The sequence below is a fragment of the Sanguibacter sp. TS_SC_8 genome, from assembly GCF_055361235.1.
Window position 1 is genome coordinate 50003 of the sequence record NZ_CM143955.1, and the last position, 13093, is coordinate 63095.

Consider the following 13093-nt stretch of genomic DNA (forward strand, 5'->3'; position numbering starts at 1 on the left):
ACCTGGTCCGCCCCCCGGGGTTCACGGCGGGACAGGTTGTGCACGTCAATCGGCAGGTTGTGCGAGGGGGCTGGTGGGTCCTCGCCAGTCAGGTCGAATAGGAATCTCGACCACCGACTTCAACGGAGAGGTGCGCGCGTGGCTGCCGGTCCTGCCGGCCGCGACGTGGTGCTCGCGACCCCGTTTCCTCCTGTCGGCGGCACTGACAAGGAGATTTTGATGTTCCACCGCCTCCGCGCTGCCTGGGCGAACTTCGCCGAACGCCGTCCCGGCACCGCCCAGTTCCTCGTGTTCTTCATGCTGAGCAACGGCATCACCGTGCTGCAGCTGGCCCTCATGCCGTTCTTCCGGTGGATCTTCAGCCACACCTCGCTCGTCGAGACCACCTTCCAGGTGCTGCAGGTCGGCTCGAACGTCGACGGGTCACCGTTCTACATCTTCAACTACGCCGCCGGGGCGCTGCCCGACGGCGGAGGCGGGCTCGCCTACTTCCTCGCCGTCCAGATCACCCTGGCCATCGCGCAGATCATCAACTTCTTCGCCCAGCGCAACGTGACGTTCAAGTCGAACACCAACATCTGGCGGGCAGCGGGCTGGTACGTGCTGGCGTACATCATCATCACCTTCATCGCGGCGGCCCTCCAGGGCTTCTACAAGGCGCCGATCTACGAGCTCCTCATCGACACGTGGGGCTGGGGCGCAACCGGGGAGACCCTCGCTGACGTCACCACTATGATCATCAACAGCGCCCTGTCCTTCTGGGTCTTCTTCCCGATCTTCAAGGTGATCTTCAAGCGCGAGTCCGAGCCCGAGACCGAGCGTGCCGAGGTGCCCGCAGCGTAGTTCGAGGAGAGTGGAACGCCGTGGACGCGGATCTTGTGGTCGTCGGGTCAGGGTTCTTCGGGTTGACCGTCGCGGAGCGGATCGCCGAGGAGCACGGCCGCAAGGTCCTCGTCATCGACCGGCGCAGCCACATCGGCGGCAACGCCTACTCCGAGGACGAGGCGGAGACCGGGATCGAGGTGCACCGCTATGGCGCGCACCTGTTCCACACCTCCAACGAGCGGGTCTGGGACTACGTCAACCGGTTCACCTCGTTCACCGACTACGTGCACCGCGTGTACACCACCCACCGCGGTGAGGTGTTCCCGATGCCGATCAACCTCGGCACGATCAACCAGTTCTTCCGCTCCGCACTGGGCCCGCAGGCCGCCCGGGACCTGCTCCGCGAGCAGGCCGCCGAGCTCGGTGGGAAGAGGCCGGAGAACCTCGACGAGCAGGGCATCTCCCTCATCGGGCGCCCGCTCTACGAGGCGTTCATCCGCAGCTACACCGCCAAGCAGTGGCAGACGGACCCCAAGGACCTGCCGGCCAGCATCATCTCCCGCCTCCCGGTCCGCTACACCTATGACAACCGCTACTTCTCCGACACCCACGAGGGCCTGCCCACCGACGGGTACACGCGCTGGATCGAGCGCATGGCCGACCACAAGCTCATCGAGGTGCGTCTGGGCTGCGACTTCTTCGACGAGAGCCAGCCGGTCAACAAGGCGAACGTCGTCGGGAACGTGCCCGTCGTCTACACCGGCCCCCTCGACCGCTACTTCGACCACGCCGAGGGGGACCTGTCCTGGCGGACGCTCGACTTCGAGCAGGAGGTCCTGCCGATCGGCGACTTCCAGGGGACGCCGGTCATGAACTACCCCGACGCGGACGTGCCCTACACGCGGATCCACGAGTTCCGCCACTTCCACCCGGAGCGGGACTACCCCGACGACCAGACGGTCATCATGCGGGAGTTCTCGCGCTTCGCGGGCAAGGCCGACGAGCCGTACTACCCGATCAACACCGCCGCGGACCGGGACCGCCTGCTCGCCTACCGCGACCTCGCCTCGAGGGAGAAGGGCGTCCTCTTCGGCGGGCGCCTGGGCACCTACCAGTACCTCGACATGCACATGGCGATCGGGTCGGCGCTGACCATGGTGGACAACCTGGGTGCGGGGTTCTTCAGGCGCTGAGCTCAGGCTGACGGCTCGGCCGGTGGGAGACCGGGATCGGGATCAGCACGCTCAGCACGAACCAGCTGTCCTTGGCCTGGACCGTCAGGGTGCCGCCGTGCTCCCGGGCGACCTGGCGCATGCTCACCAGCCCGTATCCGTGGTGCAGGCGGTTGCCCTTCGTCGTGCGGGGCAGGTGGTCGGTGAACTCGAGGGTGCCCTCGAAGTAGTTCTCGAACCGCATGACGACGAAGGAGTCCTTCGCGTAGACGGCGACCTGGATGAGGCGGCGTTCGTCGTCGGGCAGGGTGAGGACGCTCTCGATGGCGTTGTCGAGGGCGTTGCCGACCAGCGCGGCCAGCGACATCGGGTCCATGAACGCAAGGCCTGTGCCGTCCGCGACGCAGGTCAGCGTGATGTTCCGGGCGCTGCACTCGGCACTCTTCGTGGTGAGGATCGTGTCCAGGACGGTGTTGCCGGTGTCCAGCTGGTCCGCATAGCCGGAGATGCTCTCCTCGAGCTCGTTGAGGTACGCGGCCTTGGCCTCGGGGTCGTGCTCGCCCCGGATCGCATTGATGTAGTGCTTGAGGTCGTGGTACTTGCGGTTGACGACGTCGATGTTGCGCTTTGAGTCGAGGTACTGGGAGTGCTGGGTGTGCAGCAGGCGGGTGATCGCCTCGACCTGGCGCGCACGCTGCAGCTCCACGCGTTGCCCCTGCTGGGCGTAGAGGGCCACGAAGCCGGAGAGGTCCACGAGGGTGCGGATGTAGAAGATCTCCGGCCCCAGGCGGCCGCTGAACGGGGTGTTGGCATCCACGAAGCTCATGTTCGACATGAAGAACGTGACCGCCGCGATCGCCATCGCGATGAAGGTGTCGCGCGGGTCCGCCTCCCAGGCGCGTTCGCCCGGAGCCCGCCGGTGCTCGAGCAGGTAGGCCAGGAGGACCGAGGCCCCGTAGACGACCACCAGGAGCAGTGCCCTGCGGACGGGATTCGCGGCGTCGGCGTTGTTCGTGGCGAAGAAGCTCTCGAACTGCCAGTGCAGCGAGGCCATGAGCTCGGCCAGGACGAAGGCGCGGGCCGTGACGTAGAGCGCGGCCCGCGGGGACTGGTCGGTGCAGGCACGGATGAGCACGTACATGATCGCGACCGAGAGCGCCATCCCGAAGGTCCACAGCTCGATCGGCAGGCGATCGGCGAAGGTCTGCACGACGAGGAGCGTCACCAGGCCGGTCGCGAGGACAGCGAAGAGGAGAGGACGGCTGAGCCGCTTGGGGATGAGGACGACGTAGACGAGGCACGCCGACCACTCGGCGATCGCGGTGTAGGCCCGGGGGATGTCCGTGAGGTCGTCGGGGGTCACGGCAGGCGTCCACCGACGTGGTTGGTGAGTGCATCGAGGAATGCCCGACGCCGGGGCCGGCTCACGAGGAGCTCGTCACCGCCGAGCATGGTGCAGCTGTTCTGGCTGATGCCCGTCACGTACCGCAGGTTGACCAGGTAGCAGTTGTTGCTGCGGTAGAAGTCTTTGCCGGCGAACTCCGTCTCCAAGGCCTTGAGGGTCCCGGAGAGGGCATAGGTGCGATCCACGGCGTGCACCACGATGCGGTGCTTGATGCTCTCGACGTAGACGATGTCGGAGAGGCTGACCCGGGCCATGCCCCCGGTCACCGGGAGCATGACGGCGGCGGTCTCCACCTGGCGCACCCGGGCGATGCTGCGCCGCAGCTCCTGGGCGAAGGCGAAGTAGGGGACCGGCTTGACGAGGTAGCTCAGGGCGTCGACCTCGTAGCCCCGGATCGCGTACTGGGCCATGTTCGTGATGAAGACGAGCACGACGTCCGCGTCGAGAAGGCGGATCTCGTGGGCGGTCTCGAGGCCGTCGAGGGTGGCCATCTGCACGTCGAGGAAGATGATGTCGAAGTCGGGACGGTATGCGGTGGTGATCTCGGAGCCGTCGGTGAAGGTGCGGACCGAGAACGTCACACCGTGCTCGGCCTCGTAACGCCCCAGGTAGTCCGTGATGAGGTCACGGCTGGCCTGCTCGTCGTCGACGATGCCGATCCGAATCATCACGCCCTCCGCTCTGGTCGCGTCACCCTCACCGGCCACTTTCCGGCACTGCAGGGTATCAAGGGCGCCGCCTGGCGCCGGCCCCGGTGCCCTGGGCCGGCCGGGGCACCGGGGCTGCCCGGGGCCGTCCGGTGGGCGTCAGCCGAGCAGCTCGGCCGCCAGCAGGGCGAGGGTGTCCTCGCGGGTGGTCGCCCGCTCGGGGTCGCCGCCGACGTGGGCGGAGCCCACGGGGGAGAGCATGACCTCGTCGGTGCCCACGAGCTCGGCGAGGGCCCGGACCTGGCGCGCTGCGACGTCGGGCGTGCCGACCGCCCAGGTGGAGCGGACCTGCTGGGCGAGCGCGGCGTGCTCGGGGGCGAGGCCGGCGGCCTCGGCGTCCTCGATGAGCTCGACCGGTCCCATATCGCCGCCGGTCCGCAGCCGGATCATCGACCGGGTGTAGGGCAGAGCCTGACGCTCGGCCTCCTCGGCGCTCTCGGCGACGACGGTGTTGATGATCGCGAAGGTCGTGGGGGTGGGGTGCGCCTCCGACGGCCGGTAGGTGCTGCGGTAGGTGGCCATCGCCTCGGCCGTGCCCTGGCCGGCGAAGTGGTGGGCGAAGACGTAGGGGAGGCCGAGCGCGGCGGCGAGCTGGGCGGAGTACATCGAGGACCCGAGCAGCCAGACGTCGGGCACGGACGTGGCGCGGGGCGTCGCGGAGAGCGGGTAGGTGCGCCCACGCAGGTCGAGGGTCAGCCCGCCGGGGGACATGAGGTCGATGACGTCCCGCACGTCGTCGGGGAAGGAATCCACCCCGTCGCCCCCGCGGGCGGCGCCCGAGCGCAGCATGTGGCTGGTCACCGGGTCCGAGCCGGGGGCCCGGCCGAGGCCGAGGTCCACCCGGCCCGGGAAGGCCGCCTCGAGCAGGGCGAACTGCTCGGCGATGACGAGGGGAGCGTGGTTGGGCAGCATGACGCCGCCGGAACCGACCGAGATCTGCCGCGTCGCGGAGGCGAGCAGCGCGATGAGCACGGCCGGGTTGGTCGAGGCCACCGCCGCCATGTTGTGGTGCTCGGCCACCCAGTACCGCCGGAACCCCAGCTCGTCTGCCGTCTGCGCGAGCCGCGTGCTCGCGCGCAGGGCCTGCGACGACGTCTGGTCGGTGCGGACGGGGATGAGGTCGAGGACGGAGAGGGCGTTGACGGGTGCGTTGGGTTCGGTGCTCACTCAGGCTGCAACGGGGGTGCGCTGCGCGCTATTCCTCTGCAGGGTGTGAGCCTGGGCATCGTTGATGACGTCGTACATCGCCGCCTCGACGGCCGCTGCGTGCTCGGTGGTGGCCGGGTGGGCTGCGGCGTCGCCGATCAGCGCGATGTTCGCGCCCACCCAGTGCAGCCAGATGGCCTTGAGCGCGAAGACGCCGATGGCCACCCAGATGACGTTGACCACGGCCGAGGGCCAGGCACCGTAGGTCGAGGCGCTGATCGAGAGCAGTCCGGCACCGACGATGTTCAGGCCCTGGAAGAGCAGCGAGTCCGGGCTGATCCGCTTCGCGGTGACCATGCCGTAGGCGATGACGGTGGCGATCGCACCGGTCCATCCGGCGAGGGTGATTGCGAGCTGAACGGCGGTGGACATAGCTGTCTCCTGAAAGATGGGTGGGGTGAGGAACCCCGCCGAGCCGCCGACGTCCGTTCCTTGCGATGCCTCAATAGTGGCCGCAAGAAACGTTTAGCACAATCGAATCGTTCTCCAAACCCCATGTAGCATCGCTACATGGTTATAGACGCGAAGAGGCTTGGTGTACTCCTTGCCGTCCACAGGGCAGGGGGAGTGGTTGCGGCCGCCGACCTGCTGCATCTCACCCCCTCGGCGATCTCCCAGCAGATCGCCAAGCTCGAGGCCGAGGAGGGCGTCGAGGTGCTCCACCGCGGCCCGCGCGGGGTGACCCTGACCGCCGTCGGGCTGATGCTCGCCGAGGCCGCCGAGCGGATCGAGTCCGAGCTCGTGGAGGCGCGCAAGCAGATCGCGACGATCGGCCCGGACGTCAGCGGGCGGGTCGTGATCGGCGCCTTCCAGACCATCACCAGCAGCCTCGTCGCCCCGATGCTCGTCGAGCTCGCGGCCACCGCCCCCGGCATCGAGATCGCCGTCCACGAGGTCGAGACCGAGGACGCCAACCGCGGCCTGCGCAGCGGCGAGTACGACGTGGTGATCGTCGAGCACGACTCCTCCGCGGAGCGGCCCGTGCCGCGGGGGTTCCGCGAGGTCCCCCTGCTCGACGAACCGTGGAAGCTCGCCGTCCCCTCGTCCATGGCCGTCCCCACCAACCTGCAGGACCTCAAGGACGTCACCTGGATCGGTGCCGAGAGGAACACCGCGGCCGCGCGCGCCCTGGCCCGGGTCGTCGACATCACCCGGCCCACCCGGGACACCCTGCACAGCTACAACTCCTACGAGGTCGCCCTCGCCCTCGTCGGGGCCGGGCAGGGCGTCGCGCTGCTCCCCGCCCTCGCCCTGGAGGGCGCGAACCTGCGCGGGGTCGACGTCGTGCCGATCGCCGGGCTCGGCATGCGCCACATCGCCGCCCGCCACCGCGGCAACCGCCACGAGCCGACGCCGGCCGTGACCGCGGTCGTCGACGCGCTGCTCGCGCAGGTCACGACGCTGGACCTGGGGTATCTGGGGTGAGTGCGGCTACCAACGCAGCGAGGGGTCCCACTGCAGCTGGACGCCCTGCCCGGTCAGGACGCGCTGGAAGTCCTCGGTGAGTCCCGCGCTCTCGTGCACCGCGTGCGGCTCGGTCCCGTTCGCGAGGCAGAAGGCGGCGAGGGACCCGGCGGCCTCCCCGATGCTCCACTCGACCGGTTGGAGCCGGTAGCACCCGTTCGTCACCTGGGTCGTCCCGATGTTCTTCGCGGCCGGCAGGAGGTTGCGGACCCGGCGGGGGATGAGCGCACCGAGGGGGATCTCGAAGGGGTGCGGCAGCCCGTACGTGCCCCCGCCGTCCCCGGTGGTCGCGTGGCGGTCGATCCAGAAGTAGTGCCCGGTGCCCACCGTGTCCGGGTAGCGGGTCGCGCCCCCGGTACCGCGGTAGATCGTGGAGACCTCCTGCTCGACGATGGTCTTGCGGGCAAGGATCCGGCGGGACTCCCGGATGTAGGGGTGCATCGCGAACCCGTCGGCGGTCCCGGCGACGTCGGCGCGCAGCCGCAGACCCGGCCACCCGGTCCCGCCGTCCGGGCGGGGTGCGTCGGTCTGGAGCCAGTAGAGCAGCGAGCGGCTCAGGGCCTTCGCCCCGCGCCAGTGGTCCGCCGCGTCCGGGACCCCGAAGAGGGGCCCGCCGATGTAGTCGTTCATCGGCCAGTTGACGATCGTCACGTCACTGCGGTGGAATCCGTCGCGGAACTGGGTGCGGGCCGCGATCCGCCGGTAGTTCCACAGCTCGGGCGCCAGTCCCATGTTGCGGTGGTCGAGGTCGATGTCTGCGGGATCGTCGTCCATGTTGGGTGAGAACGTGTACACCCGGCCGGGTGCGCCCTCTGGTGTGACGGGACTGCCGAAGCTGAGGATCTTGCGCCCGTCGAGCTGGGGTGGGCGCAGGTCCCGCCAGGAGGCGTAGTCCTCGGGCCGGTCGATCGTGTGGTCCTCCCCAGCGAGGTGGTCGATCGCGAAACACCATGACACGCCTTGCATGTCCGTCGGGTCGGCGCTGTGCCAGGCCCCCGGCTCACCCGTCTGCTCCCGGGACTCCCGGCCCGAGACGTGCTCGACGTCGCCCAGCGGGAGCAGGTCGCCGAGCTCGGTGGCGTCGATGACGTAGTCCGCGACGACGTCGGTCACGTGTCCGCCCGGCCCTTCCAGCCGAACCCCCGTCACGAGGTCTCCGTCGCTCGTGACGGAGACGGGGGCGGTCTCCATGAGCACGACCAGCCGGTCGGAGCTCACATAGGGCAGCAGGAGGGAGTCGATGACCGCGACGACGACCCGTGGGTCCGCGCTGATCGGGCTCACCCACGCGGCACCGGGATTGAAGTGGGGGTCGGCGAGGGCACGCTCGGAGAGCGGGAAGTGTGTGCGGTAGTAGGCGCGCACGCCGTCACGAAGCTCGCGGTACGACGCGTTCGCCCCGTCCGACTCGATGTAACGGTGCTCGTCGCTCGGCACCATCTGGCTGGTCAGCTGCCCCCCGAGCCAGCGGGTCGGGTCCGTGAGGACGACGCGGCGGCCGGCGCGCAGCGCGGCGAGGGCCGCTGAGACACCGCCGACACCTCCGCCGATAACTGCAATGTCTACATGTAGTTCCACGATGAACTCTTCTCCCGCTCGCGGTGCCCGTCGAGTGTGGCATCCTTCGCAGGTAAGGCGCAGCGCCGCGACTCCTGCGATCGCTGCGACAGTATCCGAAAATTTTCCGCGTGTGAAGCGGTGAACGCAGGACCGCGTCGGGCGGTCCTCGAGGGAGTAGGTCGTCGTGAGCGGTTCCGTCCCATCCAAGCGAGCCTCCTTGGCCGAGGTCGCGGAGGCGGCGGGGGTGTCGATCTCCACGGTCTCCAAGGTGGCCAACGGGAGCGCCGACGTCGCGGACCGCACACGGGTCCACGTCGAGAAGATTCTCAAGGAGCGCGGCTACGTCGCGACCCGGAACCGACGGCGGTCACTGGTCCCGGTGACGCTCATGGCGCACGACATGACGTCCCCGGACACCCTCGACGTGGTGCGCGGAGCGGTCCGCGCTGCCGGGGAGACCGGAGTCGACCTGAGCCTGGCAACGTTCCCTCAGGACCTTGAGGACCCCCGCTGGATCGACGAGCTGCGCGCAGAGGGCCGCAAGGGAGCCGTCGTCATCACCTCGAGCTTCGGTGAGGTGCAGCGGGCCAGGTTCCGGTCGAACCGCATGCCCCTCGTGGTCATCGACCCGTTGAGCGCGCCCGACCCAGGAACGTACAGCGTCGGTTCGACGGACTGGGCCGGCGGGCTCGAGGCCACCGAGTACCTGGTGGGCCTGGGACACCGCGACATCGTCATGCTCGGTGGGCGGCTGGACACCAAGGCGAGCCGCGCACGCGTCTCGGGGCACGTCGCGGGCCGCGCCGGTGCGTCGCTGGACCCGGACGGTGCGCGGGTGCTCGGTGGGGACTTCACCTACGCGTCGGGCCTGGAGAGCGGCATCCAGCTGCTCAGCGAGCCCCGGCCGCCCACCGCCATCTTCGCCGCGAGCGACGTCCAGGCGCTCGGCGTGCTCGAAGCGGCCCGGCGCGCCGGGATCCGCGTCCCGGAGGACCTCACCGTGGTGGGCTACGGCGACCTGGTGATCGCCCGCTCGTCCGCGCCGCTGCTGACGACGATCCGCCAGCCCTTCGATCAGATGGGTGCCGAGGCGGTCGAGCAGGTGGCTGAGCTCATGAGCGGATCGACGACGCGCCCGCTGCACACCGAGCTCGCCACGCACCTGATGGTCCGTGAGTCGAGCGGGCCGCCCCGGTCGACGTAGCGCCGACAGTTCGGGGGCGATCGGACATCACGGTCCGCAGAAAACACGTTCCCGAGAATTTGGTCGAAAGTTCTACGCCAGAATCTCTCGACATTACCGATAGTTGTGCCTAGGGTGGGTGGTGCACGCAGGGATCCCGGCCTCACCACAGACGTTGAGGTTGTCGAGGCGACACGGTCGACGACCTGGGCTCCCCGCCTGCTCCAATCCGCCACACGCTCACGTCAGGACCGCCGGACCCTCGGCGAGCTCGACGGGGTCGTTCACGCGGATGTCCACGAAGAAGTGAACACCCCACGGGAGATGGCATGAGTCACATCAACGGACGACCCACGCGGCTGATCGCCGCATGCACCGCAGTCTCGGCAGCACTGGCGCTGGCGGCCTGCGGGACCGCGGACGGCACGACGGAGGCGGCCCCCGGGCCCGTCGACCTGCGCATGGTCACGTGGAGCGCCAACGAGGGCCACCACGCACTGTTCAACGAGATCGCCGCCGAGTACCTCGCAGCGAACCCGGACACGGTTGCCAGCATCACCTTCGATTCCTTGCCCGGCGCGAACTACGTCAACGCCCTGACGACCCAGATCGCGGGCGGCGACGCACCCGACCTTGCCTGGGTCTCCGAGGCGAACGCGGTCGAGTTCGTCGAGGCCGGGGTTCTGCACGACCTCACCCCGACCTTCGAGGCGACCGAGGGCTACGCCCTGGACGACCTCCTCGAAGGCGCAGCCGCGCCGTGGTCCACACCGGACGGGCTCTACGGCTATCCCTTCTCCAACAGCCCGTTCGGCGTGTACGTGAACCTCGACCTGCTCGAGGCCGCCGGCCAGACCAACCCGCGTGAGCTGCTGGCCTCGGGCGAGTGGACCTGGGACGCGGTGATGGACCTGTCGCAGGCGGTCGCCGAGAGCCAGGGCACCGGCGGATTCATCCCCTCGGCCAACCCGTACACAGCGTGGAACGACGCGCTCGGCGCCATGTGGATGTCCTGGGGCGGGAGGCCGTGGAGCGAGGACGGTGCCACGTGCACCTTCGACTCCCCGGAGATGATCTCGTTCTTCGAGTGGTTCCACAACGAGGTGTACGTGGACCACTCGACACCCCAGCCCGGCGAGGAGTTCAACTTCCGTGCCGGCACGGCCGCGATGCAGCTGTCGCAGCTCAGCGCGTCGACCGGACTTGACGGGACGTTCAGGTGGGACTTCCTGCCGATGCCGACCGGTCCCGCGGGTCAGGTCGACGTCGTGGGCCAGGCCGGCATCGGTGTGACCTCGCAGAGCGAGAACCCCGAGGTTGCAGCGGACTTCCTGGCCTTCTTCACCAACGCGGCCAACGGCGAGAAGCTCGCTCAGTACTTCCCGCCGCCGCGTCAGTCCCTGCTCACGCTGGAGACCATCCAGCGGGCAGCCCCTGCGCTCAACGAGGAGCAGATCCAGGCCACGATCATCGACGCGGCCATGGATGCCCAGACCAAGCCGGGCCACGTCAAGATGAGCAGCTTCGCCGACTCGGTGCGCGCCGACCTGGACGCGCTGTGGACCGCTGACGCAGACGTGCCTGCCGTGCTCGGTGAGGTGTGCGCCAAGCTGGAGCCGAAGCTCGCGGGGAGCTGACCGTGAGCCTGGCCACCGCCCGCGAGCCACGGGCGCCCGAGGCAGGGCCGGATGAGCCGCCCGCGTCAGCCCGGACACGGGCCGGCTCCCGGCGCCTGAAGCGTCACGACAGCATCCTCGGTGCGTTGTTCGTCGGGCCTGCCGTGCTCGGCACGATCGCCTTCGGTCTCGTGCCCTTCGGGTTCGTGATCTGGTACAGCCTGCACGACTGGAGCCCGCTTATCGCGAAGTTCAGCTTCACCGGCCTGGACAACGTCCGGCGGCTGATGGCGGACGAGACGGTGTGGGGATCCTTCGGCACGACGTTCAAGTACGCAGGCCTGCTCATGGTCCTCAACATCACGCTCGCGATGGGCCTGGCGCTGCTGCTCAACCAGAAGGTGCCCGGGACCACGGTGTTCCGGACGTTCTTCTTCTCACCGGTCATCGTCTCGGCCGTGGCGTGGGTGCTCATCTGGAACTTCCTCGTCGCCTCCAACGGCGGGATCAACGGGGCGCTGGCGATGATCGGCATCGACGGTCCCAACTGGTTGCGCGACCCCGCCTATGCGCTGGTGACCGTCGTGGTCATCCAGGTCTTCAAAGGTGTCGGGATGAACATGATCCTGTTCATCGCCGCTCTGCAGAACGTGCCGACGGACCTCAAGGACGCCGCACGGATCGACGGGGCGCGCCCCGGGCGGGTCTTCCGGTCCATCACGCTCCCGCTCATGACCCCGACCATCCTGCTCGTCACGATGGTCACGATGATCAGCGCCCTCGACGTGTTCGTGCCGATCCAGATCATGACCGAGGGTGGCCCGGGGCGCTCGACCACCGTCATCTCCTACCTGCTCTACCAGACGGCGTTCGAGCAGCAGGACTTCGGGTACGCCAGCACGATCGGCGTGCTGCTCTTTCTGGTGGTTCTCGCGCTGACCGCGCTGGTCTGGGGCATGCGGAAGAAATGGGTGCACGATGAGGTCTGAGACAGCAGTGCACGCTCCGTCGCCGGTGGCGACGAAGCTCCCGCGGTCCGGCGGGAGGCGGCCGAAGGACTCGGCCGCCGCCCGGCGGACCAAGCTCCGCAAGAGGGTGCTGCTCTACGCAGTCCTCGTGCTCTTGTCGGTGCCCTTCCTCTACCCCACGCTGTGGATGGTCTTCTCCGCCTTCAAGCCGGTGAGCGAGATCTTCTCCCAGCCCCCGACCCTGCTCCCTCGGGAGTGGACGACGGACGGTGTGCGGAAGATCTTCACGGTCACGCCGTTCGCACGGCAGTACCTGAACTCGCTCTACATCGCGACCATCGTCACGGTCGGCTCGGTCTTCGTGTGCGCGTTCGCGGGATACGCCTTCGCCCGCATCCGCTTCCCGCTGGCCAACAAGGTGTTCCTGCTGCTCATGACCGGGATGATGATCCCTTCCGAGGTGACGATCATCCCGATCTTCCGGTGGGTCGCCCAGGCCGGTCTCATGGACACGCACGTGCCCCTGATCATCCTGCCGATCGTGGGACCGGGGAGCATTGTCGGCGTCTTCATCTTCCGGCAGTTCTTCCTCAGTCTCCCGGCGGAGCTGGAGGAAGCGGGCCGCCTGGACGGGCTCGGACGCCTGGGCCTCTTCTGGCGCATCGCGTTCCCGCTCGCCAAGCCCGCGATCGCCGCCGTGGCGATCATGAAGTTCCTGTCCTCCTTCAACATGTACTTCGAGCCGCTGATCTTCCTGCGCAGCGAGCACCTGTTCACCGCCGGACTCGGGCTCACCCGGTTCCACGACGGGTACGGCGAACCGCTCTACAACACCCAGATGGGCGCCACAGCCCTGACTGTCATCCCGATCCTCATCGTCTTCCTGGTGGCCCAGAAGCAGTTCGTCGAGGGCCTCACCCGCACCGGGATGAAGGGATGAGCAGTGATGAACCCCAAGACGACCAACAAGCTCAACGACGAGCGAAC

Annotated in this window: 12 protein-coding genes; 7 read left to right on the forward strand and 5 right to left on the reverse strand. The window is 68.5% G+C overall.

Annotated features, from left to right (window positions below):
- The first annotated feature begins 219 nt into the window (after positions 1-219).
- Complete coding sequence (locus ACWA15_RS00235) at positions 220-843, forward strand: hypothetical protein (RefSeq protein WP_464057188.1); 624 nt, start codon at positions 220-222, stop codon at positions 841-843.
- A gap of 20 nt (positions 844-863) precedes the next feature.
- Complete coding sequence (gene glf, locus ACWA15_RS00240; protein ID WP_464057190.1) at positions 864-2018, forward strand: UDP-galactopyranose mutase; 1155 nt, start codon at positions 864-866, stop codon at positions 2016-2018.
- Here glf and ACWA15_RS00245 read toward each other — a convergent pair.
- The 4 genes from ACWA15_RS00245 to ACWA15_RS00260 form a co-directional block, all read right to left on the reverse strand.
- Positions 2008-3360, reverse strand: coding sequence for a sensor histidine kinase (locus ACWA15_RS00245; protein WP_464057191.1), 1353 nt, complete (start codon positions 3358-3360; stop codon positions 2008-2010). The two genes, glf and ACWA15_RS00245, sit on opposite strands and share 11 nt — an antisense overlap.
- Entirely contained in the window at positions 3357-4070 is a 714-nt protein-coding gene (locus ACWA15_RS00250; RefSeq protein WP_464059555.1) for a LytR/AlgR family response regulator transcription factor, read from the reverse strand. The genes ACWA15_RS00245 and ACWA15_RS00250 overlap by 4 nt, the downstream gene beginning before the upstream one ends.
- Before the next feature lie 138 nt (positions 4071-4208).
- On the reverse strand, positions 4209-5276 hold the full coding sequence (locus ACWA15_RS00255) for an LLM class flavin-dependent oxidoreductase (RefSeq protein WP_464057192.1): 1068 nt from the start codon (positions 5274-5276) through the stop codon (positions 4209-4211).
- Positions 5277-5687, reverse strand: a complete 411-nt coding sequence (locus ACWA15_RS00260; protein ID WP_464057193.1) for a CBU_0592 family membrane protein — start codon at positions 5685-5687, stop codon at positions 5277-5279. It abuts the gene before it with no gap.
- Positions 5688-5825: 138 nt separating this feature from the next.
- On the opposite strand from ACWA15_RS00260, the gene ACWA15_RS00265 reads away from it, so the two are divergent.
- Entirely contained in the window at positions 5826-6740 is a 915-nt protein-coding gene (locus tag ACWA15_RS00265; protein WP_464057194.1) for a LysR family transcriptional regulator, read from the forward strand.
- Positions 6741-6746: 6 nt separating this feature from the next.
- Here ACWA15_RS00265 and ACWA15_RS00270 read toward each other — a convergent pair whose 3' ends face one another.
- Positions 6747-8357, reverse strand: coding sequence for an FAD-dependent oxidoreductase (locus ACWA15_RS00270; protein ID WP_464057196.1), 1611 nt, complete (start codon positions 8355-8357; stop codon positions 6747-6749).
- Between the two features lie 166 nt (positions 8358-8523).
- Here ACWA15_RS00270 and ACWA15_RS00275 point away from each other — a divergent pair, with 166 nt between their 5' ends.
- From ACWA15_RS00275 to ACWA15_RS00290, 4 genes are all read left to right on the forward strand, one after another.
- Complete coding sequence (locus ACWA15_RS00275) at positions 8524-9543, forward strand: LacI family DNA-binding transcriptional regulator (RefSeq protein WP_464057198.1); 1020 nt, start codon at positions 8524-8526, stop codon at positions 9541-9543.
- 308 nt (positions 9544-9851) lie between these two features.
- Positions 9852-11159: an ABC transporter substrate-binding protein gene (locus ACWA15_RS00280; protein WP_464057199.1), complete on the forward strand. Its 1308-nt coding sequence runs from the start codon at positions 9852-9854 to the stop codon at positions 11157-11159.
- A gap of 2 nt (positions 11160-11161) precedes the next feature.
- Positions 11162-12127, forward strand: coding sequence for a carbohydrate ABC transporter permease (locus ACWA15_RS00285; RefSeq protein ID WP_464057201.1), 966 nt, complete (start codon positions 11162-11164; stop codon positions 12125-12127).
- Positions 12117-13046 (forward strand): carbohydrate ABC transporter permease, encoded by a 930-nt coding sequence (locus ACWA15_RS00290; protein ID WP_464057203.1) that lies wholly within the window; start codon positions 12117-12119, stop codon positions 13044-13046. Before ACWA15_RS00285 ends, ACWA15_RS00290 begins: the two co-directional genes overlap by 11 nt.
- The last annotated feature ends 47 nt before the right edge of the window (positions 13047-13093 follow it).